The sequence below is a fragment of the Euzebya sp. genome, from assembly GCF_964222135.1.
Classification (GTDB): Bacteria; Actinomycetota; Nitriliruptoria; order Euzebyales; family Euzebyaceae; genus Euzebya.
This window is the reverse complement of the sequence record NZ_CAXQBR010000038.1, coordinates 64,058-87,474: the sequence shown is the minus strand read 5'-3', so window position 1 is coordinate 87,474 and position 23,417 is coordinate 64,058. Positions and strand designations below refer to the sequence as shown.

The window sequence follows — 23,417 nt, the reverse complement described above, 5'->3', positions numbered from 1 at the left end:
ACGCGGCTGGCCCCTCAAGGGACCACGACAAGGCGGGCGGAGGCTCGGGCTCTCCATCCCGGAGCTAGGCATCCGCTGCGGGGAGGACTTCGCCGTGGAACTCGATCGATCGCTGCTGGTCGGCGTGGTGATGCTGTCGTGATCTACCACGTCATCCGCTTGGCAGTCCGGGCCGGCGTCAGGGAGGGTATGGCCGACCGCGATGGGAACGGCTCTAGGAGTGATAGCAGCCGTTACCAGAAGGTCGGCGCGCCGAAAAGCGACTCCAGTTGACCCTGGGCGGCCGAGGCTTCTTCCTGTGTGCTAAATGCTCCGTCCCTACGCTAGTCCGCCTCGTCGGGCGCTGACGGAGCCGCATCCTCGCCGCCAGCTTGTGGGCGAATGAGGGCGAGGTACAGCACGGCGATGAGAACGAGGCCGGCACCGAGCGCGTCAACGTCGTTTATGAAGCCGTGCAAGGTTTCATTGCGGAAGTTCCAGCCGTTGGGTGCAGACAGGAACGTGCGCAGGAACCGGTACCAGGACTCGTCGAGCCCTCGGTCGCGCAGGAGTGGCAGCAGCGCGCCGAGGCCGGGGTAAGTGCCGGGCTTGCGCTCTCTCTGTACGCGGTATATCGGGGTGTCGACCTTCAGCAGAAGTTCGCGACAGAGCCGTTCCACCAACGGCAGGCCCGTGTAGGCCGCAGCCTCGAAGTCACGATCATTCAACCGTCTCAGGACCCGGCTGATCGCCGCGGCGTCCGTGGCCTCGCATCCGGCACCGGTGAGCGCGGCGGCGACTTCATCGGGCGTGGGTGCGTGGCGCTCTCCCGCGCGGCGCAGCGCCTCTGCGGTGAGGGCACCTTGGACCTGCAGCGCCACCGTCTCCACTTGTGTGAGTTGGTCGTCGGCCTCTTCTTCCTTCGAGGTCGGCCGGTACCGCAGCAGACCGTCACCGCCGAGATGGATGCTCGGGAACAAGCTCTGGAGCGGGTGCTCCCGCGCCAGTTCGACGGCCGTTTCCCGGTTGCGGTCGACGTCCCCGGTGGGCGGGCCGCACGACAGCACCCGTATGACGGAGTCCCACCAGGTGTCGGCGATCAGAGACTGTATGAAGTCTTCGGCCTGCTGCTCCGTGATGGTGAAAGGGACCGTGATGCGCGCCAGCTCCGGGGGATCCGCCGACTGCATGGCGTGCACGGCGCGGTCCGCCAAGTCGCTCAGCCCGGCGGCGCGGGCGAGGCGGGCGGCCTTCTCACGGTGCATGACAGCAACGAGCGGGTCGACCTTGTCGGCTTCTTCAAGCCACCGCTCAACCCGGGCGCGCTGCAGGGCGCCGCGCGCGTCGGCGTCGGGAGCGCGCCGCAGTTGCAGCTTGATGGTGCTTTCGACGTTCCATGCGTCGTGGTACGTCTCGCGGGCCCGCTGGAGGAGTTGGTCCACCGCTGGATCGGAGAAGCGTGCATCGACCAAGACTTGGAGCAGGCGGAGCGCGACGCCGGGCTTCGGTGCGGGATCATCGAGGCTCGCTTCGGAGGTACGCAGCAGCTCTGCAGTCGCGCGATCGGCCATATCACGGCGTTTGGTCATCGTGGCGAGCTCATATGCTCTGGCGAGTCCGTCGACCGTTCGTTGCGACGGTGGGTCGATCGGCGCTACCTCCTCGATGTAGGCGTCGATAGCGCCTGCTGCATGCGCGCCGACGTTGCCCCACCGGCGCTCGAACAGCAGGTCGTGCAAACGCGCGCGTACGCGGGGATGCGTCGCGTGGTCAACGACGCCGGCCCAGACCTCGCAGGTCTCATCGGGGATCTCTGCGAGAGGCGCCGGGACGCTGGTGCCGTCCGTGAAGGTCGCCATGGGCCCGAAGCGCCCACCGCCGTCCTGCTTGTCGACGTGGAACCGGAACGCGTCGGCCAGACGTTGACGATCGACGTCGTCGTTGTCGCCAATGATCGCGCCGACGATGTGGTGCTCATACTCGGCGCCTGTGGCCGCCTCATCGGCGATTCCCGCCAGCGTGATGAACCTGTATTCGTCGGCCACAGCGCCATGGTGTCACCGGTCGGGGGTACCGACAGAGCGCGGCTGACGGCGTCTACCGCGGGAAGGCCTCCCCCACAGGCCAAGGGTCCCCCAGGCCGAACCACTCAGCCTGCGACCGCTCGGGTTCGACGAACGTCATGTCCCCGTCCTCGATAAGGGATCGCCGCCAGATGGGGAGTGGGTCGACTGGGACCTCGGGGTCGGGGTGCTCCCAAATGGTGTGTTGCTGCTTGCCGACGAAGGCGGGGTGCAGGCTCTTGACTATGAGGACCGCCGAGACCCCTCGGTGATCCCAGTGGTCGCCCTTGTACCAGTACCCGTCCGGCTTCCGAGTCGCTGCGGTCGACTGCGTGCCGTCCGCGAACGTGCGGAGCTCGATGACCTCCGTGCCATACAGCGCGTTGAGCACGTCGTCGTCGTCCAGAGACATGCTGCCCGACGCCACCGCGACGACGAACGGCGCGCCGAGCGAGCCGTAGGCCGAGCCCTTGTCCGTCAACGCGGCGCGGATCCCCTCGTCGTCCTGCACCCACTGGGCCTCGACGCCGCCGAAGATTCCGAGCGGGCGGACGCCCTCTGTGCCGCGGGCTTCGCGTGACTTGGGAACTGCGCGGAACTCGATCTTCCATCCCGCGTCCGTATGAGTGAACGCGGGAAGGTCGTCGCGACGTTTGCTCTCAAGGGTGTGTTCGTCAGGATCCAACCCCGCCAGCCACTTCTCGAGGTGGCCTCGCAGTGGCCTGGCGCGAAGCGGATCGTCGCCATGCTCGGCGACATCGATCCAGAGGAAGAAGTTCGGACTGTCCAACCTGTCCAGCGACTCGTACACCGCCTTCACCCTGGCCGACTTCGCAACCGCGACGTCGCTGGACGACGCCGAGCGCGCCTCGACGTAGATCGACCTCCCCTCCTTCACGGCGAGGAAGTCCGGTCGACGACTCGTCCCTTCGAGTTCCGGATGGCACGTCACGGAGTAGCCCATTCGGAACAGGCACTCGTGTATGTATAGCTCGAAGAACGCACCGGCAAATTGCCGATCGTCCTTGGAGCGCAGGCGGCCTCGGACGTCGGCCTGGGCGTCGGTACAGAGCCGGGAGAACCAGTCTTCGATTAGGTCGCGAACTTGGTCCCAGTACGGCCCGGACACGCGGTCTAGGAACTGGAAGTGGCTGTCCCCGTGGGACGCCGGAGACGGGTCCGTCCGTGTGGTCCTCGAGAAGATCGTCACCCGCCGTATCCCACCATAGGCCGAAGAAGGCCGCGAGGGGGACGGCTCGTGCCGGTCGGTCCAAGGAGCATGCGACCTGCCAATCTCTCGGAAAGGCTCCGTCCCCGGTCGCCCGGCGGTGCTTGGACGCCTCAGGTGTCCCCCACTATCACAACGACGGGCCGAGCCCGGGTGAGTCTCGCTGGACTGGCCGACGCGTCGCGGTACCCGGGTCCAAGGCGCGGACCAGGCGCAGGTGGTTCATGGCCGCGCGGACTCGGGCGGCATCGGCACGCTGCAGTTGGTTGGCCGCGTCGCGGCCGAGCGGGTCGGTGGTGGTGATGCGGTAGCGGTCGCGGTAGGCGGCGACGGTGCTCGCCGTGCGGACCCACCGGTCGCGGCCGTGCCAGTTCTGGGGGACGGGTCCGAGGTGGCGGAGCCACGGTTCGTGATGGACCATGGCGGTCTCGACGAGGTCGCGGGCTCTCTGTTCGATGAGCTGGTGACGTTCGTCGAGAGCGGTGCGCATGTCGGGGGTCATGGGTCCGGTGGCGTTGGGGATGAGACCCGCGATCAGGTTCGGTGGCCGGTGCTCGGTCGTCGCGGGGCGGGTGGTGACGGTGGTGACGCGGTGGTGGAGGACAGCGGCGATGTCCTCGGCGTCGTCGAGGTCCCGGGCGGCTACGAGCCTGGGGAGCAGTTCTTCGGGGTTGAGGTGATGGGCCTCGGCTTGCCGCAGCGCGGATGAGAGGGCTCCGAACGCGTCCGAGACGAGCACCTGGTCAGCTTGGTCGTCGGTGAGGCCGCAGACGTGGACGAGGCGGGTCCAGCGGTCGTGTTGAGCGGCGGCGGCGATGGTGTCGTACTCCGCGGCGAGTTGGGCGATGCTGCCCCACCGGTTCTGCTCGTCTCGGAGCGTCTCGTGGGCGGTCCGCTCTGCCCCGGTCCGGGTGAGCACGCCGCCGAGCACCTGCCGGCCGGTGATCTCGTCGCCCCCGTCCTGGTGGGGTTCGACGTCGGCGTTGTCGGTGGTGGTGTAGGCGGTGTTCGAGTGCCGGCCGCGGGTCATGGCGACGTAGAGGGTCTCGCGGGTCATCGCGGTGGTGACGATGGCGTGGGCGGCGTCGACGGTCGCGCCCTGGGCACGATGGGCGGTCACCGCGTACCCAAGTTCGACGTGCTCGGCGACGTACCCGGCCGGGAACTCCACGGTGCCCCCGTTGCCCTGGACGGTGAGGGTACCGTCGGAGTGAATCGACGACACCGTCCAGCGGTCACCGTTGCGCACCCACCGTCCGGATGCGTTCGCGAGCTGGCGGTGGTTGCGGCGGGACACGATCACGTCGCCGACCCCGGCGAGCGTGCGGTCGTGCAAGCGGACGACGGTGGACGGGTCGACGTCGCCGGCGGCGACACGGTCGGTGTGCGCGCGCTGGTTCAGGGCGATGACGTGGTCGCGCGTCGGCGCGATCAGCAGGCTTGTCTTGCCCGCGGCGAGGTCCGCCTGCCAAGCGGTGTAGGCGGCGTCCAGCATCGCCTCGGTGTCACCGTCTCGGAGGCGACCGTGCGCCGCGTAGGTGTCGAGCACCGCGGAGTTGCCGTCACGTAGCTGCATGGAGGCGTGCTTCTCCCAGTCGTGGTGGAAGCGGCGGACGTCGGTGAGCTCGGCGATGTCGTCGCGGTCGGTCGCCAGCAACCTGAACGCGCCGCCGGCGTCGACGGCGGCCAGCTGGGCGGGGTCGCCGACGAGGAGGAGCTTGGCGCCGGCGTCTGCTGTGGCGGTGGCGAGGCGGTGCAGGGTGTGGGTGCCGGCGAGGGAGGCTTCGTCGACGATCAGCAACTGGCCGGCACGGAGCGCGACACGGCCAGCCGCGAACTCGTGGAGCCACTTCGCCGTGGTCTCGGTGTCGATCTCCAGGTCGGCGCCGAGCACCTCTGCGGCCGCGGCGGATGGCGCGAGCCCCACCACCGTGCCGGGACCGTAGAGGTACTCCCACGCCGTCCGGAGGGCGCGCATGGTGGTGGTCTTGCCTGCACCAGCCGGGCCGACGAGCACGTCCACCAACCGGCCGGACGTCCCCACCTTGGCGATCGCGGCAACTTGATCGTGGCCGAGTCCGTTGGCGTGATGGGCGACGGTGACCGCCGGGACCTGCGGTCCGTGCGTCGCCCGCGACAGCCGGAGCAGTTGGTCTTCGACGGCGAGCAGCTCGGCGGAGGTGAACACCGTCGAGTGCCGCGGCCGCAACACGCTGGTGCCGTCCTCGCGCCGCAACTCCTTCGGGACGTGAGCAAGCTCCGGCGGCGTCAGCTGCACCGACGCGGCCTCGGCGGCATGGACGACGGCAGAGACGACCGCCTCGCGGTCGGCGGTGCTGGCGAACCGGACGCCCATCAGCTGACGGGTCGCCTCCGCGTGCAGGTTCCAGCGGCGCCACGTCGACCGGCGCTCACCCACCACCTCCAGCACCGTCGCGGCGATCCCCGCCACAGTCGCAGGCGAAAGGTCCGATGCGTGCATTCGCTGCTGTGCACGTGCTCCGAGCGCAGCGTGCAGCCATGCACCCGACGGCACGGCGTGCGTGCTGGCGGTGGCATGCCAGCGGTCGGTCAGCTCGGCAAGAGAGTGCAACGCCTTGTCCGGCCGGGTCGCCAACGTGGCCTGCTGGCGCAGCTTCAGGACGGTCTTCGTCGAGGGCTGGTGGCCGTGGGTGGCCACATAGTCCGCGATCAGCTGATCCTTGGCCGCGTCGATGTCGCCGGTGCGGGACGAGAAGACGTCGACCAGCTCGTCGGGCACGCCGGCGATCTCCCATCCCGGGTTCCGATCGGCACCACGGTCGCGTTGGATCCAGACGACGCCAAGGGTGTCGGTGAGCCGGTCGGCGAGGACGGCGTTGTAGTGCTCGGACAGCGCCACCATCGCCGCATGCACCGGCCGGCCGTCCAGCGCCCGCCACTTGCCGTCGAGGATCGTCCTGGCCTTGTTCGCGATCACCACGTGGGTGTGCAACTGCGGATCGCCGGCACGGGAGTCGTAGTGATCGAACGCCGCGGCGATCACACCGGCCACAGGGACCTGGGCGACCGCACCGTCCGGTCCCCTCGCGCCCACCCGGGTGGCCGCGACCTCCCGCTCCAGCACGCCGATCACGTCGGCGATCGCCGCGTGGTGCGCAGCCACGACCTGAGCACGGACATCCTCGTCGGCGAGCGCCCACAACACCGACACGGACTTCGGGACGCTGAAGGTCAGGTCGAACCCGGCCACCGCCCGCCGGGAGCGCCGTGCCGACTCCTCACGCTCGATCCGCTCCACGGCGGCCGCGCGGGCGTCGTCGTCCAGGCCGGGGTCGAGCCCGGCGACGCGGTCGGCGATCCGCTCGGTCCGCGACCGGTATTGGGGGTAGGCGCGTCCCAACGGATCTCCGGTGAGCGGGTCGCGGCCTTGGCCGAGCAGGCGTGCCACCTGCTCCTCGGTGACCACATCGCCCGCTCGAAGCTCCCCGCTGGCCAGGGCGGGCAGTCCTGAACCGAGCCACCGGCCCGGCGGGCAACCCTCGACGGAGTAGTAGTCCGCCAGCCCACGGCCTGGCTCACGTGCGGCGTCGCCGACCGCGACGGAGTCCAGCAGGTACCGATAGCCGGCGCCCGCGGACATCACTCGCATCGACACCGTCACCAGCCACACCCGGCGTTCTGAACCCCCGACATCCGACCTGCTGCCTCCCTGCCGTCCGCGTGTGCAAGACGTGTGACCTGGTAGACGGGGGCGGGGAATCGGTTGTGTCAACGATTTCGAGAAACTTCGCGAGCGGCAGCAGTCCGGGTCGCTCGTCGACGATCGAGGAATCCGTTGACACAGAACCGGGGGGTGCCACGTCTGACAGAGGGCGGAGATGAGCCCGGGGACCGAGGAGGCAGCGTTGAGCGCTCGAGGCATGACGGTCGAGACCGCCACCGACTCCCTCGCCCAGGCGATCGGGCTGCAGGTCGCGTCCCGGTTGCTGGCCGACGCTGACCGCATCCTGATCGTGGCCGAGGACGACGTCTTGACCGGCGCCGAGGCCATCGCCGCGCACCTCGGCGTGTCGCGGCGTCATGTCGACCGCTACGCCGGCGTGACCATTCCCGCGCGTCGCATCGGCACCAAGTGGGTCGCCTCCAAGGCAGCACTCGCACGCTGGATGGCGGACGGCGTGGTCAGGTGACCAGGGCGTCCCCGAGCTGGTCGAGCGCCTCGCGCAGGTCGGGGTCGTAGGACCGGGAGTAGTGCACGGACATCGCCGCGGAGGTGTGGCGCAGGACGCTCTGGATGAGGCGCGTCGGGACCCCGGATGCTGCCAGCAGCGATCCCGTGCTGTGCCGCAGGTCGTGGATCCGTCGCCGCTCGATGCCCAGGGCGTCCAGCAGAGCGAGCAGGTGCCGGCTCACGGTCTGGCGGGAGGTGCGACGCGACGCATCGACGGTCGAGGGGAAGACGGGGTCGGTCACGGCTGCGTCGCCCTGCTCACCGATGACCTCCAGCGCCACCCGGGGGAGGGGCAACCTCGCCGCGGAGCTCTGGGTCTTGGTGCCGGGCACGGTCAGGAAGCCCTCGGCGCGATCGATGTGGTGCCAGCGGAGCTCGATGGCCTCGTTCAGCCGCAGGCCCAGCAGGAGGATGGCGGCGATGATCCGGCCGGACGGGGCCGCCGGCGCACGACACGCCCGCAGCAACGCCTTCGCCTCGTCCGGGGTCAACGGGTGCGGATCCTTGGAGGTGTGCCGCGGCGGCTTGGCGTGGGTCGCGGGGGAGTGATCGATCAAGCCCATCCGGACCGCCTCGCCGAGGGCGACCGACAGGACGGAGTGGACGCGGCCGATCGTGGCGGTGCCGACCCCGTCGTCCTTCAACCGCTTGTACAGCTTCTGCAGATCCGGCGTCCGCAGCGCCGAGACGGGCATGTCGAGGTTGGGACCGATGTAGAGCCGCTCCATTCGGTCGTACAGCCGCCAGGAGTTCTGTGCCAGCTCCTCACGGCGGCCGTCGAGGTACTCGCGGACGTACTCGGCGACCGTGGGCTCATCGGTGTCCTGCGGTCCGTACGCCCGCTCCCTGACCTCGGGCAGCGTCGCCACCGCCTCGCGCTTGGTCCGGACCCGTTCGCCGTAGAAGTCCCGTCCGCCGTACCGGATCCGGGCTCGCCACCGCCCGTCCGGCAGCTTCGAGATCGTCCCCTCGCCCTTGCTGCGACCCATCCGCGGACCTCCTGTCGGCCTGGACCCCTTTCGGGACCCCCGCTGGACCCCTTTTGGACCCCCATCGGCGGTGAATGGGGTCCAACGTAGGGCAAAGGGGTCTGCGAAAAGCAGTCAGGGCCCCGATTTCTCGGGGCCCTGACGGTGTGAGTCTGTGTGGGCGGTACAGGGCTCGAACCTGTGGCCTCCTGGTTGTCGACCAGACGCTCTCCCAACTGAGCTAACCGCCCGCGGAGGCGGAAGGGTACCGCTCCCCCGCAGGCATCGCCACCGCGGGCGGGCATGCTGGGCGCATGGCTCAGGCTGATCCCCGCACCGTGCTCGAAGACGCCGACGTCGTGGCCGTGGTCGGGTGCTCGACCAACCCCGCCAAGGCCGCCCACCGCATCCCGGCGTGGTTGCAGGGCATGGGCTACGACGTCCGGCCGGTCCACCCCTCGGCCACCGAGATCCTGGGTGTCCCGGCGATGCCGACCCTCGCCGACCTGGACGTCGCCCCCGATCTCGTCGTCGTCTTCCGCCCTTCCACCGAGGCTCCGGACGTCACCCGACAGGCCGTCGAGGCCGGCGCGGGGGCGGTGTGGCTGCAGCTCGGCATCCGCTCGGCCGAGGCGGAGGCCATCGCGGACCAGGCGGGCATCGCCTTCGTCCAGGACCGCTGCTCCGGTGTGGACGCCCGGACCTTCGGGATCGACAAGACCGCGGGCTGACCGACTGCAGCGACGCCGACGCAGCGACGGTCAGTCCTCTGCGAACGCCATCCCCCGGTCGGCCAGCGCGGCATCGAGCACGCGCATGACGGTCGGCCCGACGCCGTGGAGCGCGGCCACGTCCCGTCGGCGCATGGCCGACAGGTCCCGCAGGTCCGCGACACCCGCTGCCGCGAGCGCCCGCGAGGCAGGTGCGCTCACGGTGGGCAGGTCGTCGTCACTCCCCGCCACGCCGGGGTCCTCTCGTCGGGTGCCGGATCGTCATGCGCATGGGTGCCTCCTCGTCGCGTGCGCCACGTCGTGACGACGGCCCGGGACTGCTGCAGATCATCGCTCGTGATTCGTCATGTCAGCGCTGGGTAGGGCGAGGCCCAGTGGCAGTTCGGGGCCTCCCGGACCGCGCACAGACCGCAACGGAAAGGAACGTGCACACATGTCACGGACCCTGAGATCCTCTCTGATGGGCATCGCAGTCGCGCTGGTCGTGATCGTCGGCTTCGGCTTCACGAGCATCGCCACTGCCGCATCCCAGGAGCCCACGGAGGACCCGACCGACACCGAGTCCCCCACCGAGACCGAGACCCCGGACGAGACCGAGACCCCCGACGGGACCGAGACCCCCGACGACGGGGCGGTCCAGAGCGACCGGTACGGCGGCGAGACCCGCTACGAGACGTCGGTGAGCATCAGCCAGGCCGCCTTCCCCGAGGGCGCCGACGAGGTCTACATCGCTCGCGCCGACGCGTTCCCGGACTCGCTGTCCGCCGGCTCGCTGGACGGTGGCCCGATCATCCTCGTCCCGCAGTGCGACACCATCCCGGACGTCGTCCAGGATGAGCTCGAGCGCCTCGACCCCGAGCGCGTCATCGCCCTCGGTGGCGTGGACGCGGTCTGCGAGCAGGTGCTCGACGACGCCGTCGCCGCCGCCGGCGGCGAGGGTGGCGCGACCGAGTCGCCCATGCCCACCGAGACCCCGACGGATGACCCGACGGCCACCGAGTCGCCGACCGACGACCCGACCGACGACCCCACCGACCCGACCGACACCGAATCCCCCACCGAGGACGAGGTCGACACGACCGGGTAGTACACCCTGCACGAGACGCCCCAGGCCACGCGCCTGGGGCGTCCTGCTGTCCGGACGTCCACCACCACCGGCCAGGACCGGTGGTTGACTCGGATCCATGTCTCTCGCGACCTGGAAGGACCTGTGCATCGACGCCGTCGACGCCCACCGGCTGGCCGACTTCTGGGGCGCCGCCCTGGGCCTGTCGGTCGAGCGGCGGGGCGACGGCCACGCCGTGCTGCGGGGTGACCACCCCACCGAGACGATCTGGGTCAACGCCGTCCCCGAGCCGAAGACCGTCAAGCACCGGGTGCACCTCGACGTCCGCGCCCGCTCGCTCGATCCCCTGCTCGACCTCGGTGCGACCGTCGTGGCGGCCGCCGAGGACACCGGCAAGCCCTGGACGACGCTGGCCGACCCCGATGGCGGGGAGTTCTGCACCTTCCTCCGCGACGACCTCCCCGCGGCCCCGCCGGCCCGGCGCTACGAGATGGTCGTCGACGTCGCCGACGGCGCTGCCTCCGAGGCCCTCGCCACCTGGTGGGCCGACGTGCTCGGCGGCCGGGTGGTCGACGACGGCCGTGGGTTCTGGTGGATCGAGGACATCCCCGGCCTGCCGTTCGAGACCATCGACATGATCCCCGTCCCCGAGCCCAAGGCCGTGAAGAACCGGATCCACTGGGACGTGGACTGTGACGACGTCGACGCGCTGGTGGGCGCCGGTGCGACCGTCCTGGCCGCTCCGACGCCCACCACGCGCTGGACCGTGTGCGCAGACCCGCAGGGCAACGAGTTCTGCGCCTTCACCCCCGGCGGGGACGCGGCTTAGCCGAACTGCTCCACGCAGCTGACCGAGGTGTCCGCCCCACGGTCACCGCAGGTCAGCGCGAACGCCTCGTACTCGCTGCCGATCGGGCTGGCGAAGTACAGGTCGTCGCAGGCGACGAAGTCGCCGTCGGCGCAGGCGGTGTAGAGCACGTCCAGCTCGGGGTCGTCCCCGAAGGCGAACGGCTCGCCGGCGGTCGGATCGATCCCGGTGCCCGTGTCGCCGCCGATGGGCTGGGCGTCGTCGCCACCCGTCGCGCCCTCGACGAGGTCCTCGAACGTGCCCAGCTCGCCGAACTCGAGGGCGGGCAGGTTGGGCTCGGAGACGTCCACGGACTCGACCTCGCCGCCGTAGCTGATCCGCAGGGTGCTGCGGACCACGTCCCCCTCGACGGCGAACCCGCCGACGATCGCATCGAACGCGGCCGCCACGTCGAGCGCCTGCTGCGCCTCGTCGGTCGGCTCGGTGCCGACGGCGAACGGGGCGATGGCGCCGACCACGCCGGGGATGTCGATGTAGACGATCGGGTCGCCGACCAGCCCGTCGACGGCGGCCTGGTAGGCCTCGTCCTCGCCAAGCGTGCCGTCGCCGAACGACCCGGCCTGGATGGACAGGGCCTCGTCGGCCACGCGGATGCTCAGGTCGCCGGCGGTGATCGACCCGGACTCGATGTCGAGGCCGGCCTCCGGCGGCAGCTGCTCAGCGATGGCGTCCACGAGGTCGGTGGCGGCGTCGACGTCGGCGACGGCGGCCTGCACCAGCAGCCCGGCGTTGTCACTCGACGCCGACGGGTCGTAGGCGACGGCGAGGCTGAGGTCCCCGAGCCACCCGGCGATCTCGGACACCGACGTGCCGAGGACCTCCTCCAGACCGGCCTCGATCTGCGCGGACGGCAGCTGGTCGTCGCCGAGGGGCTCGCCGAGCTCCTCGGCGGCCATCGAGGAGGCGGCGTCGGCCGACTCGAGTGCGGAGGTGAGCAGCGGCCCGAGGTTCGGGAACCGGCCGTAGAACAGGCCGCCGGCCGGCAGGTCGGCCAGGTCGGCCGCGGCGATGGACTCAGCGGTCAGGGGGTTGTCGCCGTCGCCGACGGTGGCGACGCTGCTGATGTCGACGCTGCCCTCGGCGAAGCTCACCGACACCGCGGTGGCGCCGAGGCCCTGCAGCAGCTCCTCCTGCCCGGACTCCGCGGCGACCGCCTCGACGAACGCGGCGGTGTCGACGTAGAGGGTGACGACCCGGTCCGGCAGCTGGTCGGTCACGGTGGTGTAGGCGTCGCTGTCGGCCAGCGAGGAGTCGGCGTCGAGCGCCCGCTCGACCCCGGACTCGGTGCCGAACAGCAGCACGCCGTCGTCGATGACCGCGACCGCGTCAGGACCGCCGTCGCCGCCCTCGGCCACGAGCCACCCCTGCCGGCCGTCACCCGCGTCGTACTCACCGGCGGGGTCCTGGTCCTCGATGAACGCCGCGGCTGCGTCCGCGTCGTCGACGGCGAGGAGGATCGCGAAGTCCTCGGGGACCGACTCGGCCATCGAGTCGACGCTCGGGACGTCACCCAGGTACACGGCGATCTGGTCGCCGAGCCACGGGTCGATGTCGTCGGAGAAGCTGGGCGCGTCGTCGGAGGAGGCCTCCAGCTGCCCGACGATCGCGTCGATGCTGATCAGCTCCTCCCCCGCCGCCTCGTTGACCCGGTCGATGAGGGACTGGATGCCGAGCTTGTTGCCCGCGGACGGGTTCAGGTTCAGGTGCGCGTAGAGGGCTGCGCCATCCGGCACGCGGCTCACGAGCCGGTCACCGGAGCCTTGCAGGAACTGCAGGGCGAACACCGCGCCGCCGGCCACCACGACCAGCAGCACCACGAGACCGGCGATCAGCGGGCCCTTGCCCCGCTTCTTGGGCGCCTGCGGCGGGACGCCGCCCGGGGGGCCGTACCCGCCGTACTGGGGGACGCCGGGCGCGCCCGGGGGCGGGGCGCCCGGCTGCCAGGGCGCCTGCGGTGCGCCGGGGGGCGCGCCGGCGGGCAGTCCACCGGGCGCGCCGGCCACCGGCGCGCCGGGCTGCCATGCCTGGGGCCCAGGAGGGGTCGGTGCGGGGCCGGGTGCCGGAGCCGGACCGGGAGCCGGAGCCGGTGACGGGGCGGCCGGGGTCGGCGCAGCCGCGGGAGGCGAGGACGACCCGACCGGGCTGGCCGGCCAGTCGGTCCCGTCGTCGACGTTCCACCCGCCCTGCGAGGTGCCCGTCCCCGACGGCGTCGACGGGGACTCCTCGCCGTCGTTCCAGCCGCCCGACGATCCCCACTGGTCACCCTCGGACGGGGTCGACCCGCGCTTCGAGGTGCTGTCCATCTCGCGTTCTCCTCCCAGGGCGCGGTGACTGCGCCGCACCCGACGAACCATGACGACCGGCACGGTACTCCCCGCGGCGCGGTCGTGAGCCTACGGAACGGTGACGCGTGCGACGGCTGCAACGGGGCTGCAACGCCGGGGGAGGTTGGCCTACAGCCCCCCGCCCAGCCCGCCGATGAGGTCCTCGATCAGGTCGGTGACCGGGTTGGACCCCCCACCCCCGTCGTCGTCGTCCCCGTCGCCGCCTCCCAACCCGCCGACGATGTCCCCGATCAGCGGCACGTCCTCGAGCACGTCGGTCACGGCCTCGGCGTCGCCGCCGGCGAGCGCCTCGACCAGGTCGGCGACCGCGTCCGGGGACACCCCGCCCTCGAGCAGCGCGTCGACGACCTCCTGCAGCTGCTCGGGCAGCAGCCCGGCCTCGGACAGCGCCTCGAGGATGTCCCCGATCAGCGGGATGTCCTCGAGGGGCAGGCCGAGGATGTCGCCGAGGTCGCTCAGCGCCCCGATGGACAGCGCGCCGGCAGCGAGGCACGCCGGCTCGCTGACGAACGGCGCGCAGACGATGGCCGGTCCGCCGTCGAGCAGGTTCTCCGGCACGCCCTGGGCGAGGAAGGCCAGCGTCTCCTGCGGCAGGAGCTCGCCGTCGCTGAGCAGCACCGGGGCGGTGTTCTGGTCGGCGTAGGACGTGGCGGCGAACCCGGGCGCCCAGACGTCGTCGCGGCCGCCGGACTCGGCGAGGACGATCTGGTCGGCGTCGGCCGACGAGGTGAAGCCCCGCTCCTCGGCGATCGCGACCGCGGTGGCGAACCGGTTGTCCCCGGCGATGCGGTCGACGGTCAGGCCCATCCCCTCGAGCTCGTCGGCGACGGACGCGGCGATCGCGCCGGTGCCGCCGATGATCGTCACCTCGTCGAAGGTTGCCAGCTCCTCGGCCACCGCTGGGTGGAGCTCTGCGGAGGTGGTCATCAGCACCGGCCAGCCGCTGTCCGCGGCGTACGGGCCGGCGGCCAGTAGGTCGGCGTAGGCCTGGCTGTCCGGCTCGCCGGGGTCGGGGTACGCGCGGACGAGCACCGCGCGGGTCGCCCCGCCGTTCGTCAGGTCAGCCGCCTCCGTCGAGGTCTCGACGCGCGTGGCCCCGCCGACGCGGACGACCTCGAGCCCGGCGATCTCGAGCTTGTTGACCACGACCGGGTCCAGGGCGTCCTCGCCGCCGAGGATCGTCACGGTGTCCATGCCGAGGCGCTGCAGCTCGTTGCCGGTCCGCGGGTCGAGGTCGCCGGAGTCCGTCAGCAGCAGGGGCGCGTCGAACACGCCCTGGAAGCCGCTCGAGGACATCGAGTCGGCGAACAGGTCCTCGCGGCCGACCACCGCCGCAGCGGCGCCGTCGGGGAAGGTGGCCTGGCTGAAGGCGACCGCGGCGGACACCGCGTCGTCGCCCTCGAGCTGGAAGGCGTTGACCGCGCCGGGCGCGCCGCCCTCGCCGAGCGCCTCCTCGAGGGCGGTGATGATCTCGAACACCGGGTTCAGCACCGGGTCGAGGGGGTCGAGGCCCTCGATGTCGCCGATCTGCTCGATCAGGTCCGACAGGCTCGGGACCTCCTGGGACGACGCGGGCCGGGCCGCCACGAGCGCGAGGGCCAGCGCGAGCGCGGCCACGACCGCGGCGACGGCCACCGGCGCACGTCGAGACGGTCCGGTGGTGGTGGGTGCTGGCACGGGAACTCCGATCGGCGACTGCTCCGGCCGGGCCCGCGGTGCGGCGGGACGGGCCCTGCCGCACCGCATCATCGGGGACCGCCCCGCAGGTGTCCAGCACCGCCGCGCGGGCCGCTGCGGCGGCGCCGCAGCGGCCGAGCGCCGGCTACTGGGCGGCCAGCTGGCGGAGGACGTAGTGGAGGATGCCGCCGTGGCGGTAGTACTCCTGCTCGTTGGGGGTGTCGAGGCGGACGTCGACGGTGAACTCGGTGTCGCCCGCCCGGACCGTGGCCTCGCGCGGCAGGCGGCCGTCATCGCCCGGCGTGATGCCGGTGATGGAGAACTCCTCCTCGCCGGTAAGGCCGAGCTCCTCGTGCCCCTCCCCCGCCTTGAACTGCAGGGGCAGCACGCCCATGCCGATCAGGTTGGAGCGGTGGATGCGCTCGTAGGACTTGGCGATGACCGCCTTCACGCCGAGGAGGATCGTGCCCTTCGCGGCCCAGTCGCGGGACGAGCCGGTGCCGTACTCCTCCCCCGCCAGGACGACCAGCGGGGTCCCCTCGTCGATGTAGGACATCGCGGCGTCGTAGATGGTCGTGACCTCACCGTCCTTCGAGGTGAAGCCACCCTCGGTGCCGGGTGCCATCTGGTTGCGCAGACGGATGTTCCCGAAGGTGCCGCGCATCATCACCTCGTGGTTCCCGCGACGGGAGCCGTAGGAGTTGAAGTCCTTGACCTCGACGCCCTTGTCGAGGAGGTAGGCGCCGGCGGGCGAGTCCTTCTTGATCGCCCCGGCGGGTGAGATGTGGTCGGTGGTGACCGAGTCGCCGACCTTGACGAGGACCTTCGCGCCCTCGATGTCGGAGAGCTCGCCCGGCTCGGGTCCCATCCCGTCGAAGAACGTCGGCTTCTGGATGTAGGTCGACTCGTCGGACCACTCGAAGCGGTCACCGCCGCTGACCGGGACGGACTGCCACTGCTCGTCGCCGGTGAACACGTCGGCGTAGCGCTCGACGAACTGCTCGCGCTGCACGGCGTCCTGCACGACCGCCTGGATCTCGTCGTTCGTCGGCCAGATGTCGGCCAGGAAGACGTCGTTCCCGTCGCCGTCGGTGCCGAGCGGCTCGTCGTAGAGGTCGATGTCCATCGTCCCGGCGAGGGCGTACGCGACGACCAGCGGCGGGCTCGCGAGGTAGTTCAGCTTGACGTCCGGGCCGATCCGCCCCTCGAAGTTCCGGTTCCCGGACAGGACGCTGACCGCCGCGATCCCCTCGTCGTTGATGACCTTCGAGATCTCGGGGGGCAGCGGGCCGGAGTTGCCGATGCAGGTGGTGCAGCCGTAGCCGACCAGGTGGAAGCCGAGCTTCTCGAGGTACGGCGTCAGGCCGGCGCGGTCGTAGTAGTCCATGACGACCTTGGAGCCGGGCGCGAGGGACGTCTTCACCCACGGCTTGCGGCCCAGCCCGCGCTCGACCGCCTTCTTCGCGAGCAGGCCGGCACCGATCATCACGCTCGGGTTGGAGGTGTTGGTGCACGACGTGATCGCGGCGATCACCACGTCACCGTGGTCGAGGTCGAAGGACTCTCCGCTGGCCATCGACACCGGCGAGGGCTTGCGGACCCGGTCGGGCAGGTCCTGCTGGCCGGCGGACGACCCGGACACCTCTGCGGGGGCCTCGCCGTTGACCTGGCCGCTCGGGGTCGGCGCGTCGGAGGCGGGGAAGCTCTCGAGCTCCGCCTCCGAGCCCTTCTCCTCCCCCTCGACGACCTCGCCGGTCCACTTCGGCAGCACCTCGCGCAGGCCGCGCTTGGACTTCGTCAGCGGCACCCGGTCCTGGGGGCGGGTCGGGCCGGCCAGCGACGGCACGACCGTCGACAGGTCCAGGGAGAGGGTGTCGGTGTAGCGCGGCCGGTTCGCCGGGTCGTGCCACAGGCCCTGGTGCTTCGCGTACGCCTCGACCAGGGCGATCTGGTCGTCGTCGCGGCCGGTGAACCGCATGTAATCGAGGGTCCGCTGGTCGATCGGGAAGATCGAGATGGTGGACCCGAACTCTGGGCTCATGTTCCCCAGCGTGGCGCGGTCGGGGATCGGGACGCTGGCGACGCCTTCGCCGAAGAACTCGACGAACTTCCCGACCACGCCCTTCTCGCGCAGCATCTGCGTGACGGTCAGGACCATGTCGGTCGCCGTCGCCCCCTCCGCCAGCGCGCCGGTCAGCTCGAAGCCGACGACCTGGGGGATCAGCATGCTGATGGGCTGGCCCAGCATGGCCGCCTCCGCCTCGATGCCGCCGACGCCCCAGCCGACGACGCCGAGCCCGTTGATCATCGGGGTGTGGCTGTCGGTCCCGACGAGGGAGTCGGGGTAGGCCTGACCGGTCTCGGGGTTGCGGAAGACGACCTGGCCCAGGTACTCGAGGTTGACCTGGTGGACGATCCCGGTGTTCGGCGGGACGACCCGGAAGTTGTCGAACGCGGTCTGGCCCCAGCGGAGGAACTGGTAGCGCTCGTAGTTGCGCTGGAACTCGATCTCGGCGTTCTTCCGGAACGCGTCGGGCACCGCGAAGGAGTCGACCTGGATGGAGTGGTCGATCACGAGGTCGACGGGGACCCGCGGGTTGATCACGCCCGGGTCGCCTCCGAGGTCGGCGACCGCGTCGCGCATGACGGCGAGGTCGACGACGGCGGGGACGCCCGTGAAGTCCTGGAGCAGCACCCGCGCCGGGGTGAAGAGGATCTCCTCGCTCGGCTCGACCGAGGGGTCGTAGGACGCCACCGCGCGGACGTCGTCGGCGGTGATGTTCTCGCCGTCCTCGTTGCGCAGGAGGTTCTCGAGCAGGACCCGGATCGAGTACGGCAGCGCCGCGATGTCGGTGTCGACGGCCTCGAGTCCGAAGATCTCGTGGTCGGTGCCGTCGACGGTCAGCGTCTGCTTCGCGCCGAAGCTGTTGGTGCTCACGATGGGTGCTCCTTCAGTCGAGCGGATCGAGGGGACGATGGGGGCCCGATTCTTACCCGACGGGCCCCTCACGTGCCCACCGCGACGGTGTCGTCTGTCCCCTCCCACTCTGCCCGTGAGGTGCAACCCCCACGTCGGGCACCTGCCGCGGATCCGCGGCGGTCCGCCCCGCCCGCCCTAGGGGTTTCGCCGCACATCGGGGGGCGGAAGGGCCCCCACGACCCCTCCCGGAGGACCGCCCCCGATGTCGACGAGCCCCGATCGCACCCCGTCCGCCCGCCCCGACGTGCCCGTCTGGGCGAGGACCCCCGTCACCGGCCCCCCGGTGGAGGGCCGGGTCGACGCCGACGTCGCGGTCATCGGCGCGGGGATCACCGGGCTGGCGCTCGCCCACGAGCTCGCGGACCGCGGCGCGTCGGTCGCGCTCGTGGCCCGCCACCCCCTCGGCGAGGGCATCACCGGCCGCTCCAACGCGAAGATCACGGTCCTCCACCAGCTGGTCTACGCCGACGTCGCCCGGCGCCACGGGACCGAGGCGGCCCGGACCTACGCCCACGCGAACGGCGCCGCGGTGGACTGGATCCGCGGTCGGGCCGGCGAGGCCTGGCAGGACCGCCCCGTCGCCACCGTCGCGCGGACCCCGGAGGAGGCCCAGCAGGTCGCGGACGAGGCGGAGGCCGCCCGGGCGGCCGGGCTCGACGCGCACGTGGAGTCCGACGTCGCGTTCCCCGACGCGACCCGCGCGGTCGTGATCCGCGGCGGGCAGGGCCAGGTCGACCCGGCGCAGCTCCTCGTGCGGCTGCACGTCGCCCTGCCCGACGGCGTGGCGTACCGCACCGACACCGTGACCGGCGTCGCCGAGCGCCGCGACGGCGCGCGGGTCAGGACCCGGACGGGGACGGTCCGGGCGCGACACGTGGTCGTGGCGACCGGCCTGCCGATCATCGACCGCGGCGGGTTCTTCGCGCTGTGCGAGCCGCAGGCCAGCTACCTGGTCGCCCTGCGCCAGGACGCCGCGGCGGTGCCCGAGGGGGAGCCGATGATGATCACCGCGTCCGAGCCGAAGCGGTCGGTGCGCTGGACCGCCGACGCCGACGGCCCGATCCTGCTGGTCGGCGGCGAGGGGCACCGGACCGGTGCCGGGTCCCCCACGACCCTCCGCTACGAGGCGCTCGAGTCGTGGGCGCGGCAGCGCTACGACGGCGTCGGCCCCGTGGTCGCCCGGTGGAGCGCCGAGGACTTCATGAGCCCCGACCGCCTGCCCTTCGCCGGTCCGCACCTCCGGTTCGGGGGACCGGTCCACGTGGTCACGGGCCTCAGCAAGTGGGGGTTCAGCCTGGGCGTGGCCTGCGCGACCGCGTTGGCAGAGCGGCTCACCGCGGGCCGGACGACCGCGTGGGGCGAGCTGGTCGACACCGCCCGCCGCCCCGACCTCGGGTTCCTCGCCACGACCGCGAAGGCAAACGCCGAGGTCGGTGCGCGCATGGTCCGCGGCTGGGCGCGCGCCGCGGCGACCTCCGGCGGGGCCGCGCCGCGGGAGGGGGAGGGACGGGTCCACCGCTGCGGGCTCCGCCCGTGCGCCACCGCGACGGTCGACGGCGAGGTGCTGGAGCGCTCCGCGGTCTGCACCCACCTCGGCGGCATCGTGACCTGGAACGACGGGGACCGGACCTGGGACTGCCCCCTCCACGGCTCCCGGTTCGAGGCCGACGGGGCGGTCCGCTTCGGCCCGGCGATCCGCGACATCTGAGCACACCCCGTCGCACGTGCGACGGTAGGGGCGACGCCCGACGCCGAGATCCCACCCACGGAAGCGATGCCGATGTCCTCCACCGCCCACCCCACCGACCGCTCCGCCGAGACCGACCAGGCCACGATGGACGGGGTGCTGCGCGCCGCCGGCGCCGCCGCACCCGCCCTGGCCATGATCGAGCCGGCCGGCCGCGCCGACCTGCTGGTGGCGGCAGCCGACGCGCTGGATGCGGCGGTCGACCGGCTGGTCGAGGCAGCGGATGCCGAGACCGGCCTCGGCACCACCCGGCTGTCCGGTGAGGTCGGCCGCACGACCGGGCAGCTGCGCCTGTTCGCGTCGGTCCTCCACGACGGGGCGTGGCTCGAGGCGACCATCGACCACGCGGACGCCGACCTCGGCCGCCCCGACGTCCGCCGGCAGCTCGAGCCCCTCGGCCCGGTCGCGGTGTTCGCGGCCAGCAACTTCCCGTTCGCGTTCAGCGTGGCGGGCGGGGACACCGCGTCCGCGCTGGCCGCCGGCTGCCCGGTCGTCGTCAAGGCCCACCCCGGGCACCCCGAGACGTCGGCGGTGACCGCCGAGGTCCTCGACGATGCGCTGACCCGGGCGGGGGCGCCGCGGGGGACGTTCGCGATGGTCTCCGGCGTCGAGCGCGGCCGTGACCTCGTCGCCCACCCCGCCATCCGCGCGGTCGGGTTCACCGGCTCGGTCGCCGGCGGCCGTGCGCTGTTCGACCTCGCGGTGTCACGCCCGGACCCGATCCCGTTCTACGGCGAGCTGGGCAGCCTGAACCCGGTGGTGGTGACGTCCGGTGCCGCGGCCGCCCGCCCCGAGGAGATCGCGACGGGCCTGGTCGGGTCCTTCACGCTCGGCGTGGGCCAGTTCTGCACCAAGCCCGGTGTGGTGCTGGTCCCCCGCGGGGCGGGGCTCGAGGACGCCGTGGCCGCCGCGGCGGCGGAGGCCGCAGGCGGTCGGATGCTCACCGGTCGGATCGCCGAGGGGTTCCGGGACCGGCTCGGCGCGCTGGTCGACCTCGACGGGGTCGACGTGCTCACCGGTCCCGCGGACCAGGCGGGCGCTGCCGCCACGCCGGTGGTGCTGGTGACCGACGCAGCGCGGCTGGTGGCCGAGGACCTGCTGGCGGAGGAGTGCTTCGGACCGGTCGTCGTGCTGGTCCGCTACGGCGAGGACGAGCTGGCCGACACCGTCGCCGCCCTGCCGAGCAGCCTGACCGCGACGCTCCACCTGGCCGACGACGAGGTCGAGGACGCCGGCGAGCTGCTGGCCGCCCTGCGCGACCGCGCCGGCCGGGTGATCGTGAACGGCTGGCCGACCGGGGTGGCGGTGACCTGGGCGATGCACCACGGCGGCGGCTGGCCGGCGACCACGAACCCCCTCCACACGTCGGTGGGGACCACCGCGATCCGCCGCTTCCTCCGCCCCGTCTGCTACCAGGACGTCCCCGCGGCGCTGCTGCCGCCGGCGCTGCGGGACGACAACCCGCTCGGCATCCCCCGCCGGGTCGACGGGCGCCTCGTGCTGTAGCGGCCGGCGGTCAGCGGCGCTCGCCGTGGGCCAGCGGCTCGGAGTCGGCGTCGGAGTGGTCCGGCTGGCGGCGGAACACGTTCACCAGCCCGCCCTCGAGGAGCATCTCGATCTGGCGCTCGCTCAGCCGGTGGGTCAGGCGCACCTCACGGCCCTCCACCGTGGCGGTCACCTCCCCCGACGGAAGCTGGTCGTGCAGCCCCTCGACGGTGAGCGTCTGGCCCTGCTCGAGCCGGTCGTAGTCCGCGTCGTCGGCGAACTCGAGGGCGAGCACCCCGAAGTTGGCGAGGTTCTGCCAGTGGATCCGCGCGTACCCCTTGGCGATGACCGCGCGCAGGCCCAGGTAGCGGGGGGCGATCGCCGCGTGCTCGCGCGAGGAGCCCTGCCCGTAGTTGTCGCCGCCGACGATCACGTGGTCGCCGGCCTCCTGGGCGCGTGACACGTAGGTGTCGTCGACCTGGTAGTAGACGAACTCGCTGATCTTCGGGATGTTCGAGCGGAACGGCAGGACGCTCTGGCCGGCCGGCATGATCTCGTCCGTGGAGATGTCGTCGCCGACCTTCAGGAGCACCGGCACCTCGAGGCGGTCCGGGATCCCGTCGAAGATCGGCAGGGTCGAGATGTTGGGTCCCTTGTCGAGCTCCTCGGCCAGCGCCTCCTCGGGGTCGAGGGGCGGCACGAGCATGTCGGTGTTGATCGACAGGTCCTCCGGCTCGGCGTACGTCGGGTACTCGATCCCGAGCCGCTCGGGCAGGTCGCGCGGGTCGGTGATCTCCCCCGTCAGCGCCGAGGCGACCGCGGTCTCGGGGCTGCACAGGTAGACCTGGTCCTCCGCCGTGCCGGACCGGCCGGGGAAGTTCCGGGGGAAGGTCCGCAGGCTGATCGTGTCGGTCGCCGGCGCCTGGCCCATGCCGATGCAGCCGAGGCAGCCGGACTGGTGCAGCCGCGCGCCGGCGTGGATCAGCGGCATCAGCAGGTCCATCTCGCCGAGGTTCTCGAGGGTCTGGCGGCTGGAGGGGTTGACGTCGAAGCTGACCCGGTCGTGGGCCTGGCGGCCGCGGGCGACCATCGCCGGGACGGCGTAGTCCCGCAGGCCGGGGTTGGCCGAGGAGCCGATGACGACCTGGGCGATCTCCGCGCCGGCGACCTCGCGGACCGGCACGACGTTGCCGGGGCTGGTCGGCTTGGCGATCAGCGGCTCGAGCTCGGACAGGTCGATGTGCTCGGTGACGTCGTAGTCCGCCCCGGCGTCGGCGACGACCTCCCGGAAGTCGTCGCCGCGCTGCTGGGAGGTGAGGAACCGCCGGATCTCGTCGTCGGCGGGGAACACCGTCGTGGTCGCGCCGAGCTCGGCGCCCATGTTCGCGATCACGTGGCGGTCCATCGCGCTGAGGGTCGCGAGGCCGGGCCCGTGGTACTCGACGATCCGCCCGACGCCGCCGTCGACGTCGTGGCGTCGGAGCATCTCGAGGATCACGTCCTTCGCGCTGACCCACGGCGGCAGCTCGCCGGTCAGCTCGACCCCCCACACCTCGGGCATGCGGATGGTGAGCGGCTCCCCGGCGATCGCCATCGCCACCTCGAGCCCGCCCACGCCGATGGCCAGCATGCCGAGGGACCCGGCGGCCGGGGTGTGGGAGTCCGACCCGAGCATCGTCGCGCCCGGCGTGCCGAAGCGCTGCATGTGGACGGCGTGGCTGATCCCGTTGCCCGCCTTCGAGTACCACAGGCCGAAGCGGCGGCAGGCGCTGCGCAGGAACAGGTGGTCGTCGGGGTTGCGGCTGTCGGTCTGCAGCAGGTTGTGGTCGACGTACTGCACGCTCACGTCGGTCTTGGCGCGATCGAGGTCCATCGCCTCGAGCTCGAGCATCACCATCGTCCCGGTCGCGTCCTGGGTCAGGGTCTGGTCGACGGCGATCGCGATCTCCTCCCCCGCCCGCATCTCGCCGGACACGAGGTGGGCGTCGATCAGCTTCTGGGTCACGTTCCGCGCCATGGGGACCTCCGCGGGTCAGGGGTTGGCCGCTCGTCTGGTGCCTACCCCCA

The 23,417-nt window shown here is 71.9% G+C and carries 15 protein-coding genes and 1 tRNA gene; 6 read left to right on the top strand and 10 right to left on the bottom strand.

Going from position 1 to position 23,417, the window contains the following annotated elements; all coding sequences use genetic code 11:
• Nucleotides 1–323 precede the first annotated feature (323 nt).
• The 3 genes from ACEQ2X_RS09295 to mobF form a co-directional block, all read right to left on the bottom strand.
• A complete protein-coding gene (locus ACEQ2X_RS09295; protein WP_370325525.1) occupies nt 324–2,024 on the bottom strand; it encodes a DUF4209 domain-containing protein in 1,701 nt (566 codons plus the stop codon).
• Between the two features lie 52 nt (nt 2,025–2,076).
• Complete coding sequence (locus tag ACEQ2X_RS09290) at nt 2,077–3,252, bottom strand: hypothetical protein (RefSeq protein ID WP_370325524.1); 1,176 nt, start codon at nt 3,250–3,252, stop codon at nt 2,077–2,079.
• Nucleotides 3,253–3,400: 148 nt separating this feature from the next.
• Nucleotides 3,401–6,892, bottom strand: coding sequence for a MobF family relaxase (gene mobF, locus ACEQ2X_RS09285; protein ID WP_370325523.1), 3,492 nt, complete (start codon nt 6,890–6,892; stop codon nt 3,401–3,403).
• A gap of 265 nt (nt 6,893–7,157) precedes the next feature.
• Here mobF and ACEQ2X_RS09280 point away from each other — a divergent pair, with 265 nt between their 5' ends.
• Nucleotides 7,158–7,442, top strand: coding sequence for a hypothetical protein (locus tag ACEQ2X_RS09280; RefSeq protein WP_370325522.1), 285 nt, complete (start codon nt 7,158–7,160; stop codon nt 7,440–7,442).
• Here the strand turns inward: ACEQ2X_RS09280 and ACEQ2X_RS09275 are convergent.
• Nucleotides 7,435–8,472 (bottom strand): tyrosine-type recombinase/integrase, encoded by a 1,038-nt coding sequence (locus ACEQ2X_RS09275; RefSeq protein ID WP_370325521.1) that lies wholly within the window; start codon nt 8,470–8,472, stop codon nt 7,435–7,437. The two genes, ACEQ2X_RS09280 and ACEQ2X_RS09275, sit on opposite strands and share 8 nt — an antisense overlap.
• A 157-nt stretch (nt 8,473–8,629) precedes the next feature.
• A tRNA-Val gene (locus tag ACEQ2X_RS09270) sits at nt 8,630–8,702 on the bottom strand.
• A gap of 63 nt (nt 8,703–8,765) precedes the next feature.
• Between ACEQ2X_RS09270 and ACEQ2X_RS09265 the strand changes: the two genes are divergently transcribed.
• Nucleotides 8,766–9,182, top strand: a complete 417-nt coding sequence (locus ACEQ2X_RS09265; RefSeq protein ID WP_370325520.1) for a CoA-binding protein — start codon at nt 8,766–8,768, stop codon at nt 9,180–9,182.
• A 30-nt stretch (nt 9,183–9,212) separates the two neighbouring features.
• Here ACEQ2X_RS09265 and ACEQ2X_RS09260 read toward each other — a convergent pair whose 3' ends face one another.
• Nucleotides 9,213–9,383, bottom strand: a complete 171-nt coding sequence (locus tag ACEQ2X_RS09260; RefSeq protein ID WP_372530555.1) for a DNA-binding protein — start codon at nt 9,381–9,383, stop codon at nt 9,213–9,215.
• A 259-nt stretch (nt 9,384–9,642) separates the two neighbouring features.
• Here ACEQ2X_RS09260 and ACEQ2X_RS09255 point away from each other — a divergent pair, with 259 nt between their 5' ends.
• Together ACEQ2X_RS09255 and ACEQ2X_RS09250 are read left to right on the top strand one after the other, a co-directional pair.
• Nucleotides 9,643–10,269, top strand: a complete 627-nt coding sequence (locus ACEQ2X_RS09255; RefSeq protein WP_370325518.1) for a cell wall-binding repeat-containing protein — start codon at nt 9,643–9,645, stop codon at nt 10,267–10,269.
• A 97-nt stretch (nt 10,270–10,366) separates the two neighbouring features.
• On the top strand, nt 10,367–11,077 hold the full coding sequence (locus ACEQ2X_RS09250; RefSeq protein ID WP_370325517.1) for a VOC family protein: 711 nt from the start codon (nt 10,367–10,369) through the stop codon (nt 11,075–11,077).
• Here the strand turns inward: ACEQ2X_RS09250 and ACEQ2X_RS09245 are convergent.
• The 3 genes from ACEQ2X_RS09245 to ACEQ2X_RS09235 form a co-directional block, all read right to left on the bottom strand.
• On the bottom strand, nt 11,074–13,419 hold the full coding sequence (locus ACEQ2X_RS09245) for a DUF3352 domain-containing protein (RefSeq protein ID WP_370325516.1): 2,346 nt from the start codon (nt 13,417–13,419) through the stop codon (nt 11,074–11,076). The two genes, ACEQ2X_RS09250 and ACEQ2X_RS09245, sit on opposite strands and share 4 nt — an antisense overlap.
• A 150-nt stretch (nt 13,420–13,569) precedes the next feature.
• Nucleotides 13,570–15,138: a cell wall-binding repeat-containing protein gene (locus ACEQ2X_RS09240; protein ID WP_370325515.1), complete on the bottom strand. Its 1,569-nt coding sequence runs from the start codon at nt 15,136–15,138 to the stop codon at nt 13,570–13,572.
• 145 nt (nt 15,139–15,283) lie between these two features.
• Complete coding sequence (locus ACEQ2X_RS09235) at nt 15,284–18,076, bottom strand: aconitate hydratase (RefSeq protein ID WP_370325514.1); 2,793 nt, start codon at nt 18,074–18,076, stop codon at nt 15,284–15,286.
• Nucleotides 18,077–18,320: 244 nt separating this feature from the next.
• Here ACEQ2X_RS09235 and ACEQ2X_RS09230 point away from each other — a divergent pair, with 244 nt between their 5' ends.
• Nucleotides 18,321–19,826 (top strand): FAD-dependent oxidoreductase, encoded by a 1,506-nt coding sequence (locus ACEQ2X_RS09230; RefSeq protein WP_370325513.1) that lies wholly within the window; start codon nt 18,321–18,323, stop codon nt 19,824–19,826.
• Between the two features lie 72 nt (nt 19,827–19,898).
• The gene (locus ACEQ2X_RS09225; protein WP_370325555.1) at nt 19,899–21,371 is read left to right on the top strand and encodes an aldehyde dehydrogenase (NADP(+)); all 1,473 of its coding nucleotides are present in this window, start codon (nt 19,899–19,901) and stop codon (nt 21,369–21,371) included.
• Between the two features lie 10 nt (nt 21,372–21,381).
• Here the strand turns inward: ACEQ2X_RS09225 and ACEQ2X_RS09220 are convergent, their stop codons facing one another.
• Nucleotides 21,382–23,367, bottom strand: coding sequence for an aconitate hydratase (locus tag ACEQ2X_RS09220; RefSeq protein WP_370325512.1), 1,986 nt, complete (start codon nt 23,365–23,367; stop codon nt 21,382–21,384).
• Nucleotides 23,368–23,417 lie beyond the last annotated feature (50 nt).

Bases quoted from the DNA above. Each gene is read 5' to 3' on its own strand.
- mobF (WP_370325523.1), bottom strand. From the start codon at position 6,892: ATGTCCGCGGGCGCCGGCTATCGGTACCTGCTGGACTCCGTCGCGGTC.
- ACEQ2X_RS09275 (WP_370325521.1), bottom strand. From the start codon at position 8,472: ATGGGTCGCAGCAAGGGCGAGGGGACGATCTCGAAGCTGCCGGACGGG.
- ACEQ2X_RS09265 (WP_370325520.1), top strand. From the start codon at position 8,766: ATGGCTCAGGCTGATCCCCGCACCGTGCTCGAAGACGCCGACGTCGTG.
- ACEQ2X_RS09255 (WP_370325518.1), top strand. From the start codon at position 9,643: ATGGGCATCGCAGTCGCGCTGGTCGTGATCGTCGGCTTCGGCTTCACG.
- ACEQ2X_RS09250 (WP_370325517.1), top strand. From the start codon at position 10,367: ATGTCTCTCGCGACCTGGAAGGACCTGTGCATCGACGCCGTCGACGCC.
- ACEQ2X_RS09245 (WP_370325516.1), bottom strand. From the start codon at position 13,419: ATGGACAGCACCTCGAAGCGCGGGTCGACCCCGTCCGAGGGTGACCAG.
- ACEQ2X_RS09230 (WP_370325513.1), top strand. From the start codon at position 18,321: ATGTCGACGAGCCCCGATCGCACCCCGTCCGCCCGCCCCGACGTGCCC.
- ACEQ2X_RS09225 (WP_370325555.1), top strand. From the start codon at position 19,899: ATGTCCTCCACCGCCCACCCCACCGACCGCTCCGCCGAGACCGACCAG.
- ACEQ2X_RS09220 (WP_370325512.1), bottom strand. From the start codon at position 23,367: ATGGCGCGGAACGTGACCCAGAAGCTGATCGACGCCCACCTCGTGTCC.